The 22,416-nt window shown below is 60.1% G+C and carries 19 protein-coding genes and 1 pseudogene; 9 read left to right on the top strand and 11 right to left on the bottom strand.

Features of this window, described 5'->3' with window-relative positions; all coding sequences use genetic code 11:
• Positions 1–30: 30 nt before the first annotated feature.
• The 5 genes and pseudogenes from ASD70_RS24160 to ASD70_RS30055 form a co-directional block, all read right to left on the bottom strand.
• Entirely contained in the window at positions 31–1,137 is a 1,107-nt protein-coding gene (locus tag ASD70_RS24160; protein ID WP_056847610.1) for a lysylphosphatidylglycerol synthase transmembrane domain-containing protein, read from the bottom strand.
• Complete coding sequence (locus ASD70_RS24165) at positions 1,134–1,877, bottom strand: DUF2334 domain-containing protein (protein ID WP_046069333.1); 744 nt, start codon at positions 1,875–1,877, stop codon at positions 1,134–1,136. The genes ASD70_RS24160 and ASD70_RS24165 overlap by 4 nt, the downstream gene beginning before the upstream one ends.
• Entirely contained in the window at positions 1,870–2,991 is a 1,122-nt protein-coding gene (locus tag ASD70_RS24170) for a glycosyltransferase family 4 protein (protein WP_056847611.1), read from the bottom strand. Before ASD70_RS24170 ends, ASD70_RS24165 begins: the two co-directional genes overlap by 8 nt.
• Before the next feature lie 164 nt (positions 2,992–3,155).
• On the bottom strand, positions 3,156–3,920 hold the full coding sequence (locus ASD70_RS30050; RefSeq protein ID WP_442965929.1) for a methyl-accepting chemotaxis protein: 765 nt from the start codon (positions 3,918–3,920) through the stop codon (positions 3,156–3,158).
• 93 nt (positions 3,921–4,013) lie between these two features.
• A pseudogene (locus ASD70_RS30055) lies at positions 4,014–5,045 on the bottom strand (HAMP domain-containing protein); the annotation flags it as partial.
• A 205-nt stretch (positions 5,046–5,250) separates the two neighbouring features.
• Between ASD70_RS30055 and ASD70_RS24180 the strand changes: the two are divergent.
• Complete coding sequence (locus tag ASD70_RS24180; RefSeq protein WP_046069330.1) at positions 5,251–6,729, top strand: helicase HerA-like domain-containing protein; 1,479 nt, start codon at positions 5,251–5,253, stop codon at positions 6,727–6,729.
• Positions 6,730–6,733: 4 nt separating this feature from the next.
• Here the strand turns inward: ASD70_RS24180 and ASD70_RS24185 are convergent, their stop codons facing one another.
• Positions 6,734–7,189, bottom strand: a complete 456-nt coding sequence (locus ASD70_RS24185; RefSeq protein WP_056847613.1) for a DUF721 domain-containing protein — start codon at positions 7,187–7,189, stop codon at positions 6,734–6,736.
• Between the two features lie 305 nt (positions 7,190–7,494).
• Here ASD70_RS24185 and secA point away from each other — a divergent pair, with 305 nt between their 5' ends.
• From secA to ASD70_RS24200, 3 genes are all read left to right on the top strand, one after another.
• Complete coding sequence (secA, locus tag ASD70_RS24190) at positions 7,495–10,230, top strand: preprotein translocase subunit SecA (RefSeq protein ID WP_056847614.1); 2,736 nt, start codon at positions 7,495–7,497, stop codon at positions 10,228–10,230.
• Positions 10,231–10,354: 124 nt separating this feature from the next.
• Positions 10,355–11,572, top strand: coding sequence for a bifunctional glutamate N-acetyltransferase/amino-acid acetyltransferase ArgJ (gene argJ / locus ASD70_RS24195; protein WP_056847615.1), 1,218 nt, complete (start codon positions 10,355–10,357; stop codon positions 11,570–11,572).
• 19 nt (positions 11,573–11,591) lie between these two features.
• Positions 11,592–12,536 (top strand): Nudix family hydrolase, encoded by a 945-nt coding sequence (locus tag ASD70_RS24200; RefSeq protein ID WP_056847616.1) that lies wholly within the window; start codon positions 11,592–11,594, stop codon positions 12,534–12,536.
• Positions 12,537–12,654: 118 nt separating this feature from the next.
• Here the strand turns inward: ASD70_RS24200 and ASD70_RS24205 are convergent, their stop codons facing one another.
• From ASD70_RS24205 to ASD70_RS24215, 3 genes are read right to left on the bottom strand one after another with little or no spacing between them, the layout of a single operon-like run.
• Positions 12,655–13,233 carry a cob(I)yrinic acid a,c-diamide adenosyltransferase gene (locus ASD70_RS24205; RefSeq protein ID WP_046069325.1) on the bottom strand — a complete coding sequence of 193 codons (579 nt, stop codon included), beginning with the start codon at positions 13,231–13,233 and terminating at the stop codon, positions 12,655–12,657.
• Positions 13,234–13,235: 2 nt separating this feature from the next.
• Positions 13,236–15,272: a sensor histidine kinase gene (locus ASD70_RS24210; RefSeq protein ID WP_046069324.1), complete on the bottom strand. Its 2,037-nt coding sequence runs from the start codon at positions 15,270–15,272 to the stop codon at positions 13,236–13,238.
• 46 nt (positions 15,273–15,318) lie between these two features.
• Positions 15,319–16,236 carry a putative 2-dehydropantoate 2-reductase gene (locus ASD70_RS24215; RefSeq protein ID WP_056847617.1) on the bottom strand — a complete coding sequence of 306 codons (918 nt, stop codon included), beginning with the start codon at positions 16,234–16,236 and terminating at the stop codon, positions 15,319–15,321.
• Between the two features lie 123 nt (positions 16,237–16,359).
• Between ASD70_RS24215 and ASD70_RS24220 the strand changes: the two genes are divergently transcribed.
• Both ASD70_RS24220 and ASD70_RS24225 read left to right on the top strand, forming a co-directional pair.
• A complete protein-coding gene (locus tag ASD70_RS24220; RefSeq protein WP_003193880.1) occupies positions 16,360–16,845 on the top strand; it encodes a YajQ family cyclic di-GMP-binding protein in 486 nt (161 codons plus the stop codon).
• Positions 16,846–16,982: 137 nt separating this feature from the next.
• Positions 16,983–17,825 (top strand): mechanosensitive ion channel family protein, encoded by an 843-nt coding sequence (locus ASD70_RS24225; RefSeq protein ID WP_046069322.1) that lies wholly within the window; start codon positions 16,983–16,985, stop codon positions 17,823–17,825.
• Positions 17,826–18,007: 182 nt separating this feature from the next.
• Here the strand turns inward: ASD70_RS24225 and ASD70_RS24230 are convergent, their stop codons facing one another.
• Positions 18,008–19,306 (bottom strand): OprD family porin, encoded by a 1,299-nt coding sequence (locus ASD70_RS24230; protein ID WP_056847618.1) that lies wholly within the window; start codon positions 19,304–19,306, stop codon positions 18,008–18,010.
• Positions 19,307–20,050: 744 nt separating this feature from the next.
• Here ASD70_RS24230 and ASD70_RS24235 point away from each other — a divergent pair.
• The gene (locus ASD70_RS24235; protein ID WP_046069320.1) at positions 20,051–20,476 is read left to right on the top strand and encodes an HIT domain-containing protein; all 426 of its coding nucleotides are present in this window, start codon (positions 20,051–20,053) and stop codon (positions 20,474–20,476) included.
• A 3-nt stretch (positions 20,477–20,479) separates the two neighbouring features.
• On the top strand, positions 20,480–20,686 hold the full coding sequence (locus ASD70_RS24240; protein WP_017847119.1) for a SlyX family protein: 207 nt from the start codon (positions 20,480–20,482) through the stop codon (positions 20,684–20,686).
• Positions 20,687–20,757: 71 nt separating this feature from the next.
• Here the strand turns inward: ASD70_RS24240 and ASD70_RS29850 are convergent, their stop codons facing one another.
• The gene (locus ASD70_RS29850; protein WP_046069319.1) at positions 20,758–21,360 is read right to left on the bottom strand and encodes a cold-shock protein; all 603 of its coding nucleotides are present in this window, start codon (positions 21,358–21,360) and stop codon (positions 20,758–20,760) included.
• Between the two features lie 427 nt (positions 21,361–21,787).
• Here ASD70_RS29850 and ASD70_RS24250 point away from each other — a divergent pair, with 427 nt between their 5' ends.
• Complete coding sequence (locus ASD70_RS24250) at positions 21,788–22,261, top strand: Dps family protein (RefSeq protein WP_003193874.1); 474 nt, start codon at positions 21,788–21,790, stop codon at positions 22,259–22,261.
• Positions 22,262–22,416 lie beyond the last annotated feature (155 nt).

The following is a 22,416-nucleotide window of genomic DNA, read 5'->3' on the forward strand; positions in this document are numbered from 1 at the left end:
CCCTCGATAAAGCCACCTCCAGGGCGCCCGCTACCTTGGGCGAGGGCTGTCTGAGTCGCTACGACCCGGATGCGCTGGATGCCGAGGATGGTACTGATTTCCCCGGGGCTGCCCGCTTGTGGGAACAGCTGCAGCAGGACGAACCTTGCGTGCCCCCCGAAAAAGACGTTTGAGCAGTGGTTTGCCGACCATTAATAGAAACACCGGTGCGCCGGCCAGCAGGTAGAAGTAATAGGTCACCGCCCGCCAGATCAGAATCGCCGCCGCGGCCGTGGATTTGCCTACCATGGGCGCCAACAGTGCCGCCGAGGTCAGCTCGGCCGCCCCGGCCCCGCCCGGCAACAGGCTGAATTGCCCCGCCGTCAATGCCAGCATCTGGATCAGGAAGCTCCAGGCCCACTGCACATCGCCGCCCAGGCCACGCAGCGCCAGGTACAACACGCTGTAGCGCAATAACCAATGCAGGCTGGTCAGCGCAAACACTCGTAACAGCGTGTGCCAAGGCAATTTCAGGGTTTGGGTAAAGGCTGCGAGAAAGCGCAGTAACTTGCGCGCCCAGCGTCGGCGGGTGCTGGCGCGTACTTTCAGGGTCTTGAGCGCCAGGCCCGTAAGGCGAATCAGACGGCGATGAAAACGCACGACCAGCCAGCCGCTGATGATCCCGCCGACCATCGATACCGCGCTGAGCCCCAGCAGCCACTCCATTCGTGGGTTGAGGCTATGGAACAGCGCATACAAGAGAATGCCCGCCAGCGCGCAGAGAAAAAACAGCAAGTCGCTCAACTGGTCCATGGCAAACACCGCACTGCCATGGGCAGGACGTATGCCATTGCGCGCCAGCAGCGCCATCAGTGTCAGGGGGCCACCGCTGCCCCCGGGCGTAGCGCACATTGCGAACTCGGTGGAGATCACCACGCCAAGGCTTTTGAGCGGCCCCAACTGGCCGCGCTGCTCGCCGAGCAGCAGACGGATGCGCAGGCTGTTGATCAGCCAGCAGCCGATAATCATGGCAAACATCCCCAGCAATTGGGGCAAGGGGAACTGCCGCAGGCGCAACAGGGTTTCTCCGCCGCCCAGCCAAACGGGAATCACCAGCGCGATGAGCAGGGCCAGCAATAACCAGATCAGCCGGCTCATGGCTGCGTCGCCAGCCAGGCGGCCTTGGTCTGTGGAGTGCGCCCAGCACTGAGCAGGCGTTGCAGAGTTTGTAGCCAGGCACGACGAGAAAACTCGTGGCGCATGTCAACCGGGTGCAGCCCCAACCGGATCACCGGGGCGGTCTGCCAGCGCTGCTCCCGTTGGTCACTGAGGACTTTGGACAGGCCGCGGCGCCATGCGCTGCGGGCGCTCCAGACCAGGCCTGGGGCGTCGATGCGCGTGAAGTCAGGCAGTCGATAAAGATGCTGCGGGTCGCTGGTGTAACTCAGCGGCAACTGGCGCAATGCCTGGCGGGTGCCGTCGCTCATCAACCAGGCGGGGGCGACAAACCCGTGCAGCGGCCAGTCATTGCGCTGGAATATCTCGATGCCGGCAGTAAGCCGCTTTAAGGCTTCGGCCTGGGACAACTGGTAAAACTCGCCTTCATGGGTATAGATGCGCCGCATGAACCAGTCTTTTGGTGTACGTGGCCTGGGCTGGTCGTCGCAATGATAGTAGCCGTGCAAGGTCAGTTCATCGCCCTTGGCCACGCGGCTGTCGAGCAAGCGGCGAAAGTCGGCGTGGGCGGCCAGGTCGTCATGGTGATGGAAGTCTGGCACCACCAGCCAGGTGATGGGCACGTTGCCCAGCGCATCCACGGCTTGGACAAACGGGCGATAGTCAGCCCAGGTGCTCGGTGCTACATCGTGCAACACCAGCATGACCGAACGCTCAGCCATGGGCGAGCATCGGTTTGTGCGTGCCCAGCACGGCGTGATAATGGCCGAGCAGGCTATCGACTACGGTGTCCCACGCATAATGCTGCTCAACGTGCTGCCGCGCCTGGGCGCCCAGGCGTCGGCTGTCGGCACCGAACAGTTCGCGCACCGCGTCAGCCATCGCCTTGGGGTTGTTGGGCGCACACAGCAGGCCACAGCGCTCGTCGACAATTTCAGTGAAGGCCCCGGCCGCAACGGCGACGACCGGGATGCCACAGGCCATGGCTTCCAGGATCACCAGGCCGAAAGTTTCCTGGTCGCCGCCATGCAGCAAGGCGTCGGCGCTGGCCATCAGCCGGGCGACATGCTGGGCAGGGCGGAATCCATCGACCACGGTGACATTATCCGGCACGTTGGCCGGCATGCCCGAGCCCACCAGCAGCAAGTGGTAGCCGTCGCCCAGGCGCTTCATGCAATTGAGCAGCACCGGCAGGTTTTTCTCCTTGGAACCGCGTCCGGCGAAGATCAACAATCGGGTGTCTTCGCCAATCCCCAGCTCGGCGCGCAGGCCATGGTCGCGCACGTCGGGGGTGAAGGTTTGCAGGTCCACCCCCAGCGGTTGGACGAAGACATTTCTGACCCCGAGGCCGGTGAGTTTGTCGGCCATCACCTTACTGGGGGCCAGTACCCGATCGAAATTCCCGTAGAGCTTGCTGACATAGGCCTCGACGTTGGGCGTAAACCAGGGCCCCATGCGGTTGCTTACCAGCAGCGGCAGGTCGGAGTGGTAAAAGCCGATCACCGGCACGTCCAGCTGGCGCCGGGCATCGAGCGCGGCCCAGGCGGTGAGGTAGGGGTCGCCGACTTCGATAAGATCGGGCTGTAGATCGTGCAGCACATTTCGCCAGGGCGCCAAGCGGAGGGGGAAGCGATAGCCCTTGCCAAAGGGCAGGGCAGGAGCCGGCACCTTGAAGATCCCATCGTGCTCGCTCAAGTGCGCGCCAGGCACCAGCAGGCTGTGGCGAATCCCAGGCTTGAGCGCCAGGCGTCGGTGCTTGGCGTCGAGATAGGTGCGTACGCCGCCACTCGCCGGGGCGTAGAACATGGTTATGTCAGCGATATGCACGATAAACATCCCTCCGATCCATTGCTCTCATTAACGTGGACCTGAGACGCGCAGAGATGTTCGATTGGGATTGATGCCGTGCTGCATGTTCAAGTTTGAAATGCTGGCGAATGTCGGAAGGGGGCAAGCCCCCTCCCACATTTTGACTGAGTACCGCCAGGCCCCTCTGTCTATCAGATACGGAAGCTGCCCACCAATTGCTTCAGGCGTGACGCTTGCCGTTCCAGGTCCGAGCAGGYGCGCAGTGTCGATTGCAGGTTTTCCACGCCTTCCTGGTTGAGGGTGTTGATCTCGGTGATGTCCATATTGATCGACTCCACCACCGACGTCTGTTCTTCGGTAGCAGTGGCGACCGACTGGTTCATGCCGTCGATCTCGCCAATACGCTGGGTCACGCTGTTCAAGCGCTCGCCGGCCAGGTTGGCGATTTCCACGCTGTCCAGGCTGTGGCGTTGGCTTTCACTCATGGTACTCACCGAGTCTCGTGCGCCGACCTGCAGCTCCTCGATCATCTTCTGCACCTGTTGCGCCGACTCCTGGGTGCGGTGGGCCAGGTTGCGCACTTCATCGGCCACTACCGCAAAGCCGCGTCCGGCCTCTCCGGCGCGTGCCGCTTCAATGGCCGCGTTGAGCGCCAGCAGGTTGGTTTGCTGGGAAATGCTGGTTATCACTTCAAGAATCTGACCGATATTCACGGTTTTGCTATTAAGTGCTTCGATATTGCTGCTCGAGGCGCTGATCATGCTCGATAGCTGTGTCATCGCCTTGATATTGCGTTCAACCACCTGCTGGCCGTCTTCGGCCAAGTGGCGCGCATCGCTGGCCTGGTTGGAGGCTTGGGCGGCGTTGCGGGCGATCTCCTGGGCGGCGGCACCGAGTTGATTGATGGCGGCGGCGACGCTGTTGGTGCGGTTGGCCTGCTCGTCGGAGTTGACCATCGACGAGTTGGAGGCGCTGACCACGCGCAGTGCCACTTCATTGACCTGTTCGGTGGCCGAAGACACTTCGCGAATCGAGGTATGGATACGCTCGACGAAGCTGTTGAAGGCATTGCCGAGGGTGCCGAACTCGTCGTTGTTCTGGATGACCAGGCGTCGGGTCAGGTCGCCCTCGCCGTCGGCGATGTCTTGCATGGCGCGGGTCATCAGGTGCAGCGGTTGCAGCAAGACACGGATCAACATGCCCAGCAGGGCGATGATGATCACCACCGCAATGATCGTGGCGATCACGGCCGAGGTGCGAAATTCACTGAGCATGGCGAACGACTTGGCTTTATCCACCGACACACCCAGGTACCAGTTCACCGATGGCAGGCCCTTGATCGGGGTGAAGGTCACGATGTTGGTTTTGCCGTTGGCTTGTACTTCGCTGAAGTCGCCGCTGATCTTCGGCGTGTCCTTTGGATACACGTCAGCCAGGGTCTTCATCACCAGGGTCTTGTCCGGGTGCACCAGCACTTTGCCGTCGGCACTGACCAGGAACGCATAGCCCATGCCGCCGAAGTCCAGCGCACCGATGTTATCCACCAGGGTTTGCAAGCTGAGGTCGCCGCCTACCACGCCGATGCTCTGGCCGGCCTTGGCGCTGGGGGTGGCTACAGAAATGATCAGTTGACCGGTGGCCGCGTCGATATAGGGTTCGGTCAGGGTTGAGCCGTTGCTGGCCTGGGCGCCCTTGTACCAGGGGCGAACACGCGGATCGAAGCCGTCGGGCATCTTTGTATCAGGGCGGATGGTGAAAGTGCCCTGGCTGTCGCCGACGTAGGTTGCCATGAATGAAGAGGTCAGCGCTTTCTGTTCCAGCAGGCTGGCGACCACGGACGGTTCTGGGTTGATGGCAATATTTTGTGCTGCGTTTTCCACCAGCGCGATACGCCCGGTGAGCCAGGTCTGGATATTGCCGGCGGTGACCTCGCCCATTTCATGCAGGTAGTTATTGAGGTCGTCGCGAATCGCATTGCGTTGCAGGTAGTCGTTGTAGAGGGTGAACAACGCGAAGGCGGCGATGACGATAAGGGAGGCTGCAAGCAGGATTTTGTGGCTGAAGCGCAGATTTTTATTCATGGCTTGTAGGGTCCGCTAAGGTCTTAATATCCGAGGCGCTTCCTGGACGGGAGGCGCAAAATGGCAGCGTCAAAAAAGGTGTGGTATTTCTGGTGATAGCTCCGTCGGTCCATATCGGAATTATCTGACCATTTTTTAGTCTTTGTCGGGCTTACATCTGTCTATATCGACCTTGCGGCACTAAAGATTAACCATAGGTGACGAAATGCCTGACTCCACACAACTGCTTATCGGTGCCGGCCCAGACGGCCAGCCCATCGCCCAGTCCATGCGCCTGGCCAACCGTCATGGGTTGATCGCCGGCGCCACGGGCACCGGCAAGACCGTCACCTTGCAGCGCCTGGCCGAAGCCTTCAGTGATGCGGGTGTGGCGGTGTTCGCCGCCGACATCAAGGGCGACCTTTGCGGCCTGGGTGCCGCTGCCAATCCGCAGGGCAAAGTCGCCGAGCGGATTGCCGGCATGCCATTCCTTGACTACAAGGCCCAGGCGTACCCCGTTACCCTTTGGGATATCCATGGCCAGTCCGGTCATCCGCTGCGTACCACCATCAGCGAAATGGGCCCGTTATTGCTTGGCAGCCTGCTGGAACTCACCGACAGCCAGCAATCGGCGCTCTACGCGGCCTTCAAGGTGGCGGACCGCGAAGGCCTGTTGCTGCTGGACCTCAAGGACCTCAAGGCGCTCCTTAACCACCTGCGTTATCACCCGGAACTGCTGGGCGAAGACGCGGCATTGATGACCACGGGTTCCAGCCAGGCGCTGTTGCGGCGCCTGGCGGTATTGGAGCAGCAAGGCGCTGAAGCCCTGTTTGGCGAGCCTGCCCTGCAACTCGAAGATATTCTGCAGCCCGCCAGCGATGGCCGTGGGCGCATCCACCTGTTGGACGCCAGCCGCCTGGTGCATGAAGCGCCCAAGGTGTACGCGACCTTCCTATTGTGGCTGCTGGCCGAGTTGTTCGAACAGTTGCCGGAGCGCGGCGATGCTGAAAAGCCGCTGTTGGCGCTGTTTTTCGACGAGGCCCATTTGTTGTTCGCCGATACGCCCAGAGCCTTGCAGGAGCGCCTGGAGCAAGTGGTGCGCTTGATCCGCTCCAAAGGTGTCGGCGTGTACTTCGTCACCCAATCGCCGGGCGACCTGCCTGATACGGTGCTGGCGCAACTGGGCCTGCGTATCCAGCACGGTTTGCGCGCCTTTACCGCAAAAGAACAGAAATCCCTGCGGGCGGTGGCGGATGGTTTTCGGCCCAACCCGGCGTTCGATAGCTTGTCGGTACTGACAGAGCTGGGCACCGGTGAGGCGTTGGTGGGCACCTTGCAGGAAAAAGGCACGCCAGAAGTCGTCCAGCGTGTGTTGGTTGCCCCCCCGCAATCGCGGATCGGGCCGCTCAGCGAAGCCGAACGTGCGGCCTTGGTCGCCAGTTCGCCGCTGCTGGGTCGCTATGACAAGCCGGTTGATCGTGAGTCGGCCTATGAGGTGCTGATGGCGCGCAAGGAACTTGGGCCTACTGGCGAGACTGCACCGACCGCCGAAGAACCGAGCTTTACCGACAAGGCCGGTGCATTCCTCGGCACCACCGCAGGCAAGGCGTTGAAGTCAGCGATGCAGCAGGCCGCCAATCAGATGGGGCGCCAGTTGGTGCGTGGCTTGCTGGGCTCGCTGTTGGGCGGCAGCAAACGCAAATAGCGTTTCAGGGCTTGGGCCGGGCGTGGGCGGCCAGCCGTTCCAGGGCTGCACGCAGGCCCGGGTCGCTGATCCCTTCGGCCGTTGCCTGCAGGGTTTCGGCCGCATTTACCGACAGGTCCAGCGTGTGTCCCACCGTGCGCTGCGGCACGGAGGGCGGCTGTACCTTAAATTGTATGCGCGTCAAACCGGCGAATTCATCGAGTACCATCAATTGCCGCTGCAAGCGTTTTTGCTGGTAGCGCAAACGGGTCGCCCAATGGCCGTCGGTCACAATTAACAGCAGGTTGCCTTCTCGCCAGGACGCCACGTGGCAGTGTTCACGGGCGGCTGGTTGCAATTGACTTTCAAGCAGGCGTTGCAAATGACCCAAGCGTTGCGCCTGGCCGAAGATGGCTTTCAACGGCTTGGCTTCGCGGAGCAACACGCCGGGAGCGCGGGCTGTAAGAGGGCGAAATGCCATGTCTGGACACCTTAAGTAACAGAGCGCTCATCTTAACAGAAAGCGCCGGTACGGCCCGGAGCCATGCTTCTGCAGGGCTTTTCCCATGAAATCAATAGGTAACTTCTTCACTTCATGGGTTGAAGTTCCAGCAAAAGCCCTTATTTTAAACAAGCCCTCTCACAGGCCCATGCCAGCATCGGGGAACAACGCCACTTTCCTCACCCACGATTCCGGGTAGAATGCGCGTTCGCATGCGGCCGTGAGGGCTGCTCGGGCCACTGACGGTGCGCCCTCCATCCCTATGTGTGGAAGAACCTGCCGATATGTTTGCGCCTTTGTTAAAGAAACTTTTTGGAAGCAAGAATGAGCGCGAAGTCAAACGCATGCTCAAGACGGTGCAGCTGGTCAATGCCTTCGAAGAGCAGATGGTTGCCCTGTCGGACGAGCAATTGCGCGCCAAGACCGAAGAGTTCAAGGCCCGCATAGCCAAAGGTGAAACCCTCGACAAGCTGCTCCCCGAAGCCTTCGCGGTCGCCCGTGAAGCCGGTAAGCGTGTGATGGGCATGCGCCACTTCGACGTGCAGTTGATTGGCGGCATGACCTTGCATGAAGGCATGATTGCCGAAATGCGTACCGGTGAAGGCAAGACCCTGGTAGCCACCCTGGGTGTCTACCTCAACGCACTGTCCGGCAAGGGCGTGCACGTTGTGACGGTGAACGACTACCTGGCCCGCCGGGACGCCAACTGGATGCGCCCGCTGTATGAATTCCTCGGCCTGACCGTCGGCGTGGTAACGCCGTTCCAGCCGCCGGAAGAAAAGCGCGCCGCCTATGCCGCCGACATCACCTACGGCACCAACAACGAATTCGGTTTCGACTACCTGCGCGACAACATGGCGTTCAGCATGGAAGAAAAATTCCAGCGCGAACTCAACTTTGCCGTGATCGACGAAGTCGACTCCATCCTCATCGACGAAGCCCGTACCCCGCTGATCATCTCCGGCCAGGCCGAAGACAGCTCGCGCCTGTACACCGAGATCAACAAGTTGATCCCGCGCCTGGAACAGCACATCGAAGAAGTCGAAGGCGTGGTGACCAAAGAAGGTCACTTCACCATCGACGAGAAGACCCGCCAGGTCGAACTCAACGAAGCCGGTCACCAGTTCGTCGAAGAGATGCTGACCCAGATCGGCGAGCTGGCAGAAGGTGAAAGCCTGTACTCGGCGCACAACCTGGGCCTGTTGACCCACGTGTATGCCGGCCTGCGCGCCCACAAGCTGTTCCATCGCAACGTCGAATACATCGTCCAGGACGGCCAGGTCGTACTGGTCGACGAACACACCGGCCGTACCATGCCGGGCCGTCGCCTGTCCGAAGGCCTGCACCAGGCCATCGAAGCCAAGGAACACCTCAACATCCAGGCTGAAAGCCAGACGTTGGCGTCCACTACTTTCCAGAACTACTTCCGTCTGTACAACAAACTGTCCGGCATGACCGGTACGGCCGACACCGAAGCGTTCGAATTCCATCAGATCTACGGTCTGTCGGTGGTGGTCATCCCGCCGAACAAGCCGCTGGCCCGTAAAGACTACAACGACCTCGTGTTCCTGACCGCCGAAGAGAAATACGCGGCGATCATTAACGACATCAAGGATGGCATGGCCAAGGGCCGTCCGATCCTGGTGGGTACCGCCACCATCGAGACGTCCGAGCACGTGTCCAACCTGCTCAACAAGGAAGGTATCGAGCACAAGGTCCTCAACGCCAAGTTCCACGAGAAAGAAGCCGAGATCATCGCCCAGGCCGGTCGCCCAGGCGCGCTGACCATCGCCACCAACATGGCCGGTCGTGGTACCGACATCCTGTTGGGCGGTAACTGGGAAGTGGAAGTGGCCTCCCTCGATAACCCGACCCCCGAGCAGATCGCCCAGATCAAGGCTGATTGGCAGAAACGCCACCAGGCCGTGCTCGAATCCGGTGGCTTGCAGGTAATCGCGTCCGAGCGCCACGAATCGCGTCGTATCGACAACCAGCTGCGTGGCCGTGCTGGTCGTCAGGGTGACGCCGGTTCCAGCCGTTTCTACCTGTCGCTGGAAGACAGCCTGATGCGCATCTTCGCCTCGGACCGCGTGAAGAATTTCATGAAGGCCCTGGGCATGCAGTCCGGTGAAGCGATCGAGCACCGCATGGTGACCAACGCCATCGAGAAGGCCCAGCGCAAGGTCGAAGGCCGCAACTTCGACATTCGTAAGCAATTGCTCGAGTTCGATGACGTCAACAACGAACAGCGTAAAGTGATCTATCACATGCGTAACACGTTGCTGGCCGCCGACAATATTGGCGAGACCATCGCCGATTTCCGTCAGGACGTGCTCAACGCCACCGTCAGCGCCCACATCCCGCCACAGTCCCTGCCTGAGCAGTGGGACGTCGCCGGTTTGGAAGCGGCGTTGAAGAGCGACTTCGGGGTTGATCTGCCGGTCCAGCAGTGGCTGGACGAAGACGATCACCTGTACGAAGAAACCCTGCGCGAAAAACTGATGGCCGAACTGCTGGCCGCGTACAACGAAAAAGAAGAGCAGGCGAGTGCCGAAGCACTGCGCACCTTCGAGAAGCAAATCGTACTGCGCGTGCTGGACGACCTGTGGAAAGACCACCTGTCGACCATGGACCACCTGCGTCACGGCATCCACCTGCGTGGCTATGCCCAGAAGAACCCGAAGCAGGAGTACAAGCGCGAGTCGTTCACCTTGTTCTCCGAGCTGCTGGATTCGATCAAGCGCGATTCGATCCGTGTGCTGTCCCACGTTCAGGTGCGTCGCGAAGACCCAGTCGAGGAAGAGGCACGCCTGCGCCAGGAAGCTGAGGCACTGGCTGCGCGCATGCAGTTCCAGCATGACGAAGCACCGGGCCTGGAAGCGCCTGAGGCATTGGGCGAAGAGGTCGATGTGGCCTTGGCGCAAACTCCGGTGCGCAACGATCAGAAACTGGGCCGCAACGAGCTGTGCTGGTGCGGTTCGGGCAAGAAGTTCAAACACTGCCACGGCGAAATCAACTAAGATTTTCCCCTGACGCTGCAACACCCCGCGCCGCGACCGGCACTAGCCGTCGCGGCGTTTTGCCATTAATTCCCACCGTCGATCGCGACGGCACAGACATCACCTATTTTTGAGGAGCGCATTCATGGCTGTTGGTCTTGGTCCTTTGCCCACATTGCACCCGGTTGCCGGTTTTGAGCTAGGTATCGCCTCGGCCGGCATCAAGCGCCCGGGGCGCAAGGATGTGGTAGTGATGCGCTGTGCCGAAGGCTCGACCGTCGCCGGTGTGTTCACCCTCAATGCCTTCTGCGCCGCGCCGGTGATCCTGGCCAAGCAGCGCGTGGCCGGCACCATCCGTTACCTGCTGACCAACACCGGCAATGCCAACGCCGGCACCGGCGAGCCTGGCCTGGTGGCCGCGGCGCGCACCTGCGCCAAGCTGGCCCAATTGACCGGCGTGGACGCCAGCCAAGTGCTGCCTTACTCAACCGGCGTGATCGGTGAACCACTGCCTGTGGAAAAAATCGAAGGCGCCCTGCAAGCCGCGCTGGATGACCTGTCTGTGGATAACTGGGCGGCTGCGGCCACTGGCATCATGACCACCGACACCTTGCCAAAAGGCGCAAGCCGTCAGTTTGTGCACGACGGCGTGACGGTCACCGTGACCGGCATCAGCAAGGGCGCGGGCATGATCCGCCCGAACATGGCCACCATGCTCGGCTATATCGCCACCGATGCCAAAGTCTCCCGCGACGTGCTGCAGAGCCTGATCCTGGACGCGGCCAACAAGTCGTTCAACCGCATCACCATCGATGGCGACACCTCGACCAACGACTGCTGCATGCTGATTGCTACTGGTCAGGCCGACCTGCCACCCATCACGCAAGCCAGCGGCCCGCTGTTCGCGGCATTGAAGCAGGCGGTGTTTGAAGTGTGCATGGACGTGGCCCAGGCCATTGTGCGTGACGGCGAGGGCGCGACCAAGTTCGTGACGGTTGAAGTCAACGGCGGCGGCAACCATCAGGAATGCCTGGACGTGGGCTACACCGTGGCGCACTCGCCGCTGATCAAGACCGCGCTGTTTGCCTCGGATCCGAACTGGGGCCGTATCCTGGCGGCTGTCGGTCGTGCCGGCGTGCCGGACCTGGACGTGAGCAAGATCGACGTGTTCCTCGGCGACGTGTGCATCGCCAGCCGGGGTGCTCGCGCCGAAACCTACACCGAAGCCCAGGGCTCGGCGGTGATGCAGCAGGAAGAAATCACCATCCGCATCGAATTGGGGCGCGGCGCGTGCAGCGAAACCATCTGGACCACCGACCTGTCCCACGAGTACGTGAAGATCAATGCGGAATACCGTACCTGATACCAAGAGGAAACTGGCGGTGAAACGAGTGCATGTAGCAGCAGCGGTGATCCGCGGTGTCGATGGCAGGATCCTGCTGGCGCGCCGTGCCGATACCCAGCATCAGGGCGGGCTCTGGGAGTTTCCCGGCGGCAAGGTGGAGGCCGATGAGTCGGTCGCCACGGCCTTGTCACGAGAACTGCAGGAAGAGCTGGGTATTCAGGTCACTACGGCGCGGCCGTTGATCAAGGTGCGGCATGATTACCCGGACAAGCAGGTGTTGCTGGACGTCTGGGAAGTCTCGGCCTTTACCGGCGAGCCCCATGGGGCCGAAGGGCAGCCGTTGGAATGGGTGACGCCACGGGACCTGGTCAACTATGAGTTCCCGGCGGCAAATGCGCCGATTGTTGCCGCTGCGCGCTTGCCCGCCGAGTACCTGATCACCCCAGGCGAGCTGGAAACCCCAACGCTGTTGCGCGGCATCCAGAAGGCCATTGCAGGGGGTATCAAGCTGGTTCAACTGCGTGCGCCCAACGGCTACGACCCTAAATACCGTGATCTGGCGGTGGATGCGGTTGGCCTGTGTGCCGGCAAGGCGCAATTGATGCTCAAGGGGCCGTTCGAGTGGCTGGGGGATTTCCCTGCTGCTGGCTGGCACATGACCTCGGCGCAATTGCGCAAATACGCGAGCAAGGGCCGCCCGCTGCCGAAAGACCGTTGGTTGGCGGCTTCTTGCCACAATGCTGAAGAGCTGGCGCTGGCAGAGATGATGGACGTGGACTTTGTCACCCTCTCGCCGGTGCAGCCGACCCAGACCCATCCGGATGCGCAGCCGTTGGGTTGGGAGCAGGCGGCGCAGTTGATTGCCGGGTTCAGTAAACCGGTATTCCTGCTGGGCGGGGTTGGGCCTTCGCAGCGGGAGCAAGCCTGGGAAGCCGGCGCCCAGGGTGTGGCAGGTATCAGGGCGTTCTGGCCACAGGTTTGATGGTCTTTTAACTGGCCCTATCGGGAGCAAGCCCCCTCCCACACTTGAATATATTCACAATTCAAAATGTGGGAGGGGGCTTGCTCCCGATGAGGCCCCGTCAGTCACCTGAAAAATCTCAGTGTGGCTTGGCAGCGGCCTGCCATAACACTTCGGCAACACCTTGGCGCCGGGCAATCACCCTGGCCGCCACAAACAGCAAGTCAGACAACCTATTGATATACGCCAAACCCACCCCTTCCAGCGGCTCCAGCGCATTCAGGTGCTGACACCGCCGCTCAGCGCTGCGCGCCAGGCTACGGCACACATGGGCTTGGGCGATCAGCGCCGAACCACCGGGCAGGATGAAGTTCTCCAGCGGCCCCACTTCTTCGTTCCAGCGATCAATCGCCGCTTCCAGCCGATCCACCTCCGCTGCGTTCAGTGCCTTGTACACCGGCATCGCCAGCTCGCCGCCCAGATCGAACAGACGGTGCTGGCACGGCGTGAGCACTTCAATCACATCATTTAACGCCGGGTGCTTGCCGCTTTGTTCTTCCAGGTTGGCCAGCAACAGGCCCAACTGGCTGTTCAGCGTATCCACCTCGCCGATCGCTTCCACGCGCGGGTGGTCCTTGGGCACGCGGCGGCCGTCACCAAGGCCCGTTTCGCCCTTGTCGCCGGTACGGGTGTAGATTTTCGACAGGCGAAAGCCCATGGTCAGTGCTCCAGTTGGGTGAGTTCTGTGGGGGACAATTGGCTGCCGGCCAGGGGCAGGCGCAAGGTAAAGCAGGTGCCTTGGCCTGGGGTGGAATGCACTTCCATCTGGCCCTTGTGGTTGTTGGTGATGATGAAATACGACACCGACAACCCAAGCCCGGTGCCCTGGCCAATTTCCTTGGTGGTGAAGAACGGTTCGAAGGTGCGCTTGCGCACGTTTTCGCTCATGCCGATGCCGTTGTCTTCCACCTGTATTTCTGCCCACGGCGGGTTGAGGCGGGTGCGCAGGATAATACGCCCCGGCTCGCTGTCGTCTTCGCGCAGGTGAATGGCTTGGGCGGCGTTCTTCAGCAGGTTGAGCAGCACTTGTTCCAGCTCGTTGGCGGTGCCGGGCACAGGGCCCAATTGCGGGTCGAACTGACGGATGATCGCCTGGCCCTTGAAGTCGAAGCCGATGGTCAGGTCGAAATCGTTGCCGGCGATTTCCACGGCCTGGTCGATCAAGGCCGGCAAGTCGCAGGGTGCCATCTGGCGATTACTGCGGCGGCTGAAACTGAGCATATGGGTGACGATTTTCGCCGCCCGCGCCCCGGCCTGCTGAATACCGTCGAGCAACTGCGGCACTTCGCGGCCTTGCAGGTAACGATTGACCGTGTCCAGCTCGATGCCCACCTGCTCGGCGTACTCCAGGTTCTTGGGCAGCTCCGGAGACAGGCGGCGACGGATGTTCTGCACGTTATGCAGGATCGCGCCCAGTGGGTTGTTAATTTCGTGGGCCATCCCGGCGGCCAGGCCGCCCACCGAGAGCATTTTTTCCGACTGCACCATCATTTCTTCCAGGGACAGGCGTTGGGTGATGTCGTCGATTCGGATCACCACGCCACGCCCGGCACCACCCATCAATGGGTAAAACGTCAGGGCGTAATGCTTGGGTTCATCGTCCTTGATCCAGGTGACCCGCTCGATCCGCTCCACCGTATGTTGCTCCACGGTAGCCTTGATTTGCGGCAGATACGGCTTGAGCGGCTGGAAGGCAAGGAAGATCGGCTGGTTCAGTGCTTCGTCCAGGCGCGTGCCGGAAAGGGCGGTGGCTTCCTGGTTCCACTGGGTGACATAGAGCTGTTCATCCAGGGCGATCAGCGCAGAGGGCATTGAGTCGATAATGCTGTTGAGGTAGTTCTGGAAGCCCGTGAGTTTTTTCTCGATCTTGCTGCGCACCTGGACTTCCAGTTCCAGCTTGCGGTTGGTATGCCGGGTTTCTTCGGCCAGCCCCTGGGCCTGGTCGTAAGCGGCCTGGGAATCGTCACGCGCACGCTTGAGCTGCTGCTCGCGGGCTTCGATACGTGACAACATGGTGTTGAAGGCTTCGGCCAGACTGCCGATCTCGTCATGGTTGCCACGCCCGGCGCGCAGGGCGTAGTTCTCTTCACGGGTGACCTGCCGCGACAGTTCTTCCAGTTCATGGATGGGCCGCGTGATCAGACGTTTGATTTGCCGGGCGATGACCAGCCACAACAGCACGCTGAAAATCAGGATGCCCAGGCTCGCGGTCAGCGTGCCGGTATAGAAGGCCACCGGCAGCTCACTGCTGGCCACCAGCAGTAAATGCCCGGAAGGCTGGGTGCCGCGGGGCAGGGTGATGACCTGGTTGCTGCGAAACTCGGTCAGGCGCCAGGCCTCGATATGCCGGTAATTGTCCGGCAGGTGCAGGCGGTCGCCGTGCTGCATCTGCGCCAGACGGTTGCCTTCACCGTCGTAGAGTGCGGCGGCGCGCAGGGGTGAGTAGCTGGTCAGTTCATTGAGCAGCGCCTCGGCCTTGGCCGGGGATTCGAGCGCGTCGGCGGCGAGCGATGGGTTGGACACCAGTCGGCCAATGGCCTGCAATGCCTGGGGCGCCATGCTTTCCTGGGAGATCCAGTAGGCGGCGCTGATAAATGTGAGATTGGCCACCAGCAACACCGTGGTCAATAGCACCAGCAGGGCCACCAGCAGTTTCTGCCCTACCGGTAGATTTTCAAGACGCTGGCGCAGTGGCATCAGGGTTTTCCCAGGTGATAGACAGGTAGGCAGGGTAGCGCGTGCCTCAGTCGCTGGCCAATCCGCGTGCCAGCAAATGTTCGACCAGCCGCGCTTGCAGCTGTTGCAGATGCGGCAATGCCAACCGGTGGCGGGCCGCGGCCTGGCAGGCGTAGCCCAGCAGGTAGCTGATTTCGGTACGCCGGGCGTTGGCGACATCCTGGTACATGGACGAGTAATTGGCGGCGGTGGCCTGGATCACACGCTCCACTTCGCTGTGCAGGTCCTGTGCGGCCGCAGGCTGGCCGCAGCACTCCAGCAGTTCGGCCAGTTCGGCGCAGAGCGTGGCGACCTCACACTGATGGTCTTGCAAGCCGCCGTTGCGGCATTGGTAAAGCACGGTCAACGGGTTGATGGCGCAATTGAGCGCCAGCTTGCGCCACAGCCGCGTGAGGATATCGGTGGCCCATTGGTGAGGGATGCCCGCAGCTTGCAGGTCATCCAACCATAGCGGCGGGGTGGGATGGTTTGCGTCGCCCAGCCAGGTGTAGCCATGGCCGGCAAACACTACCCGCCAATCGCCATCGCGAAATGCGCCTTCGGTGCTGGACGCGTAGATGCAGCGGGCCGACGGCACTTGTGCAGCCACGGCGTCCTGGCTGCCGAGACCGTTCTGCAGCAGGATCAGTTCGGCATCCGGCGCCAGTCGAGGTTGCAACTGGGCGATAGCGCGTTGGGCGTCATAGGCTTTGCATGCCACCAGCAGGCGATGAATCGGCTCCGGGCTTTCGGCTGTTTCGCCAATCACCGCATAGGTGTGTTCCACACCGTGCTCAACCAGGGTCAGGCCCTGGCCGGCGCGATAGCTGGCCAGGCGCGCCTCATTACGCAGGATCAGCCTGACCGGTACGCCGGCACGCGCCAGCCGCGTGGCCCATAGGGTGCCCAGGCTGCCAGCGCCGAGAATATGCCAGGGGGTCGACATCAGTTTGTGCTCCGTAGGGTCGCTCACAGTGAACGAGGCGAAAGAACCGCTATAATGCCTCGGCATTTTAGCTCGGGCGCGCTCCATCTTTACTGAGCCCGCCCCTTATATTGGAGAAATCACATGCCTTCGTTCGACGTGGTATCTGAACTGGACAAACACGAAGTCACCAACGCCGTCGAGAACGCCGTCAAGGAACTGGACCGTCGCTATGACTTGAAAGGCAAGGGCAGCTTCGAATTCAAGGAAAAGGAACTGACCGTCAACCTGACCGCTGAAGCCGATTTCCAGCTGGAAGCGATGATCGAGATCCTCAAGCTGGCCCTGGTCAAGCGCAAGATCGACGTGCAGTGCCTTGAAGTCAAGGACGCCTACGCCTCCGGCAAGCTGATGAAGCAGGAAGCCGTGCTCAAGGAAGGCATCGACAAGGAGCTGGCGAAGAAGATCGTCGCGCATATCAAGGATGCCAAGCTGAAAGTCCAGGCCGCCATTCAGGGCGAGCAGGTGCGTGTCACCGGCAAGAAGCGCGACGACCTGCAAGAGGCCATCGCGGCCCTGCGCGCCAAGACCTTCGACATGCCGCTGCAGTTCAATAACTTCCGCGACTGATGGCACTTTGGGGAACCTGTGGGGTTTTTTGACGTCCCACGCCCCAGACTCAGCGCCTACAATTGAGCCCTACGGGGCTCAATTGCGTTTTCAGGCAGTCAATCAAGCCGCATATCCGCGAAGACAGGAGAAGCTACATGGATTTAAACGCAGAAGTGGATCATTTGATCAAGGCCTCCCAGTCCTGGATCCCGATGATCATGGAGTACGGCAGCCGTGTATTGCTGGCCGTGCTGACCCTGGCCATCGGCTGGTGGCTGATCAACAAACTGACCCATCGCGTGGGCCGCTTGCTGGCGGTGCGCAACGCTGACCTGGCGCTGCAGCACTTCATTACCAGCCTGGCAAACATCGTGCTCAAAGTCATGCTGGTGGTCAGCGTGGCCTCGATGATCGGTGTGGAAACCACCTCGTTCGTCGCCGCTATCGGCGCCGCGACCCTGGCCATCGGCCTGGCACTGCAAGGCAGCCTGGCCAACTTCGCTGGTGGCGTGCTGATCCTGCTGTTTCGCCCGTTCCGCATTGGCGACTGGATTGAAGCCCAAGGCACCTCCGGCACTGTCGACAGCATCCAGATTTTCCACACCGTGCTGCGTACCGGCGACAACAAGACGGTGATCCTGCCCAACGGCATCCTCTCCAACGGCATCATCACCAACACCAACCGCCAGCCAACCCGCAAGGTGGTGTTTGATGTCGGTGTGGATTACGAGGCTGACCTGCAAAAAGCTCGCGAAGTGCTGCTGGAACTGGCCAAGGACCCACGGGTGCTGGCCGACCCTGCACCGGTGGCGGTTGTTTCGACCTTGGGCGACAGCTCCATTACGGTTTCCCTGCGCTGCTGGACCAGTACCCCGGATTATTGGGACGTGATGTTCATGTTTAATGAACTGGCGCGTGATCGTTTGAAAGCAGCGGGGATTGATATTCCGTTTCCGCAGCGTGTTATTCGTGTGATGCAGGAAAGTGCGGCGAAATAATTTGGCGTGAAGCTGCCGAACTTGGCCGATAGGTCAGCTTCGGTAAACTAGTTACTTAGCTTGCTAGTTGTTTTTTTGGTTGAAACAAAACTGCAATAAAAAAGCCGCTCCTTGTTTAAACAGGGAGCGGCTTTTTTGTTTAAGGCCGAAGCCTCAAGTCATCGCTGTAACGAAACCTGTCATTACAAGATGTTCAACGGGTATTGCGCGATCAGACGCAGTTCGTCGATAGAGGCGGAACCATAGTAAACGCCATCAGACGAACGATAGGTTGCCTGACGGATACGCAGGCTCAGGTCTTTAGCTGGGCCGCTCTGGATCACGTACTTGCCTTCGATATCGCGTTCCCACTCTTTACCGTTCGACGTGGTGCCAGTGTTGGCGCCGCTACCGGTTACGTAACGAGTCATGAAGCTCAGGCCAGGAATGCCGAAGGTTGCCATGTTGATGTCGTAGCGCGCCTGGAACGATTTCTCGCCCTCGGCGTTGAAGTCGGAACGGGCGATGGAGTTAGCCAGGAAAACAGTGCCGCCACCGTCTACGCCGTATGCGTAATCGCCGTCACCGCTGACCTTTTGGGCTGCCAGGGTGAAGGTGTGGGCGCCAAGGGTGTATGCGCCTTGCAAGCTGAACGCACGGTTGTCGAGCTTGGTGGTGCCATCTTTTTCTGCGCGGGTCAGGCCCGCACCATCGCTTTTGGTACTGTATATGTTGAAATCGACAGCAACGGATTGGTCATCGCTGAGGGCGTGAGTCCAGTTCACGTTGGCGTAGAGTTTCTTCCAGTAGTCTTCTACTTTCGAGTAGTAGAGGCTGGTGGTGAATTCTGGTGTCCAGGAATACACGCCACCGACGAAGTTGGCGTCTCGCAGGCCAGTACTGGTACCGGGTTCGGCGCTGGAGATACTGTCTTTGTAGGTGTGATCTTGAGCAACAATCGAGGTGAAGTGACCGGCCTCCAGCTTAAGATCCTTGATTTCGTTGCTGGTGATGGAGATGCCTTGAGGCAGTTCCGGCAGCAAGCGGCTGTCATCGGAGGCGAACACTGGCGCGGTGGTGTATTGATCACCGACCTTCAGCACAGTGTTGGAGATGCGGAATTTAACCGCTCCGCCGCCTTTGGAGTATTCATCCTGCGAACGACCATCGGAGCCGGTTGGGAACAGACCGGTGCCGGAACGGCCTTTACCGCTGTCCAGTTTCACGCCCAAGAGGCCAATGACATCAACGCCGAAACCGACGGTACCCTGAGTGAAGCCCGACTGATACAGACCGTTGAAACCCAGACCTGTCTCGTTGGTGTAGCTCTTGCCGGAGTCGTTGTTGCGGAAGTCCCGACGGAAGTTCAGCAAGCGGGTGTTGATGCTGAAAGTACTATCTTCAACAAAGCCCTTGGAATCGTCCTGGGCGGACGCCATTGCGAACTGCGAGGTGCCTGCTGAAACAGCCAGGGCGATCATGCTCCACTTCATCACGCGCATCGTGATTTGCTCCTTTGGTTTTAGGAAGAGTACTGCCGTCCCACCTGTATTTTTATCTGGGCGGCTCTTTCTTTATTTGTGTCGGCGCAAAGTTATATCACGCAGACTCTAATGACGATACTTACCCATCTTTCCTTTCAGCTTCTTTACGAGGCTGTCGTAAATCGCTAGATCCATGTCGCAAATTCACAGCCCGAATGTAACCGGGCTGACAACTTCAATGCTCTTTTCCTACATCTTTCTAACTTTGAAGGCTTCCTTGATGCGCATTGAACCGCCGCTGGTTTTTATCGCGAAACACCTGCTTCCAAACGGGTGCCGTTGCCGACGATATGAGGGTGAATGCAACAAGCGTGCTCAAACTGGTAGCCGAATGTCATTTTTTCGTGAAAAGCGTGAAGGGAGTGTAAAAACCGCATAAACACGGGGCATTTAGACCCTTTGGTTCGAGCTTGGCGACGGGCTGTTACACCTGTGCGTTCATTCACAAAAGCGTTCGCCTGGGTAAAACGTTACCGGTCCACCCCATCAGTGGGTACTTGGCGGATCCCTTTGATGCACAAGCGAGTCATTTTGGTGCGTGCCGCCGAGGCCCGAGGTAGCGTGTTCGACCGTGCGCCTGCCTCGAAAGGGTGCGTAGTTTTTATCCGATTGCCTCAAGGCTTGTGCCCATTCGCCGTGAACGCGTAGGCATTCGAAGGTATGCTGGGCGCCTGAAACTGACCTGCCGAACGGAGTGCCCACGTGTTCGCCCTAGATCAACGCCTGCAACAAGATACCTTGGCCATTGGGGACTTCCCGTTGTGTCGCCTGCTGCTGTCCAATGACTCGAACTACCCCTGGTTCATCTTGGTACCGCGCATCGACGGTATCAGCGAAGTGTTTCAACTGGATGTCGCAGATCAACAAACCTTGTGGCAAGAGACGACGGCCCTGGCGCAGCTGCTTAATGAAGGGCTGGCCGCCGATAAGATGAACATCGGCGCGCTGGGCAACGTGGTCAGCCAGTTGCATGTGCACGTGATCGTGCGCAAACGCGATGACGCCGCCTGGCCGGCTCCGGTGTGGGGCAAACATCCCGCTCAACCTTATAACCACGAGCAAGTGTCGGCGATGCGCGCCCGTTTGCGTGAGCTATTGCCCGCCGACTTCATCTTTACCCAGGACTGAACCATGGACCTGCAAGATCGCGTCACCGACCTGGAAAGCCGCCTGGCCTTCCAGGACGACACCATCGAGACCCTCAATGACATCCTGGTCACCCAGCAGCGGGCGGTCGAGCGCCTGCAATTGCAGATGACGGCATTGCTCAAGCGTCAGGAAGAAATGGGCGGGCAGTTCGAGTCGTCCGAAGAAGAAGCGCCGCCGCCGCACTATTGAAACGGCAGGCAATAAAAAACCGCGATCCAGGCAACGCTGGATCGCGGTTTTTTTTGCTGCGAAGGCTGGGATCAGCGACGCGGCAGGGCAGCGATGACATCTTCGGCTTGCAGACCCTTGTCCCGGTTCATCACCGAGAACTCCACGCGCTGGCCTTCGACCAGGACGCGGTGGCCTTCGCCACGGATAGCCCGGAAGTGGACGAAGATGTCGTCGCCCGAATCGCGGGAAATGAAGCCGAAGCCTTTGGAGGTGTTGAACCACTTGACGGTCCCGGTATCCCGGTTGGTCATGTCGTAGCTTTGCGACGCGGCCGCTGGGGACGAACGGTAGAAGCTGATGGCCAGGTGAAGAACGATGGCAACCACAGCAATCACCAGGCTGAGCAGGATAGCCGGATGGCCACCGACTTCAGGCATGGGCGCCAGGAGGGTGAGGGTTTGTACGACAACAGTCAGCACCAGCAGCGCACTGACCAGGTTTTGCAGTTGATGACGCGTGCCTTTGTTCCAGTAAGGGATTACCGGTGCGAGCGTCAGGTTAAGAAGGCCGAACAAGGCCAGGTACAGAGCGTCGTGTTGTTGCAGGTAGGGCAGGCTTTCAGGCTGCAGGCTCGGGATAAAGGACAGCAGCAAAGCCGCAACGCCCGTTAGCAGGTGGACGATTTTCAACATTTTGATTAACTCACGTTAAGACGGATCACAAGGAAGAGCTGACTGGCACGGTTCGCTTCTGAACAATGGGAGGCGTTGAGCACGTACGCGGGTATCAGCCTATGCGGCGTGCCGCAGAAATAAACGGCAGCCACACGGCGTCTATTTAACAGCAAAGGCCGTGCCTACTCAAATCAAGCATTTCGGCGTGTTGCGCCGGGTACGGCATTTCTGCGGCAAACCCTTGTCCTAGACAGGTGCAGGTTTTTTTGGTGGCCTACAGAGACGCTTCCTACGGGGAGAAAGGCTTGCCAATTCACGTCTGCAGGCGGTGCAGGGGCGATTTGCCGCACGCTGCCCGGGTGTGTGGGGCTGCACGAGGCCCGCTCTCTTGCTAGAGTGGTCCTGCACCTGATCAATGAATGCTCGTCAATTGAAGGGGAAAAACATGGCAATCGATATTGGTATCAGTGAAGAAGACCGTAAATCCATCGTCGACGGACTCTCGCGGCTGCTGTCCGATACCTATGTTCTTTATCTGAAGACCCACAACTTCCACTGGAACGTCACGGGCCCCATGTTTCGTACGCTGCACCTGATGTTCGAGGAGCAGTACAACGAACTGGCGCTGGCAGTGGACTCCATCGCCGAGCGCATCCGGGCCCTGGGTTTCCCGGCACCTGGCGCCTATTCGATCTACGCCCGCTTGTCTTCGATCAAGGAAGAAGAGGGTGTGCCGAGCGCCGAAGAGATGATCAAGCAACTGGTGGCAGGCCAGGAAGCGGTCACGCGTACCGCCCGTGGCATTTTCCCATTGCTCGACAAGGTCAGTGATGAGCCGACGGCGGACCTGTTGACCCAGCGTATGCAGGTCCACGAAAAAACCGCGTGGATGCTGCGTTCCCTGCTCGAAAACCAGTAACTGTCGAACCCTGGCGGCGCCTTCTGGGCGCTGCCTGCTTGTTTCCCTGCGCTTCCTGGCGTTGTCCTACGACTAACAACTCTCCGTCTTCTGGCTGCTCCGCGCGTCCTGCGGTTTTATAGGCCCATCGCCCAATGGGAGAAGCCCATTGGCTG

Origin of the sequence: Pseudomonas sp. Root569 (assembly GCF_001427465.1) — a bacterium.
In the GTDB taxonomy this organism is placed as follows: Bacteria; Pseudomonadota; Gammaproteobacteria; order Pseudomonadales; family Pseudomonadaceae; genus Aquipseudomonas; species Aquipseudomonas synxantha.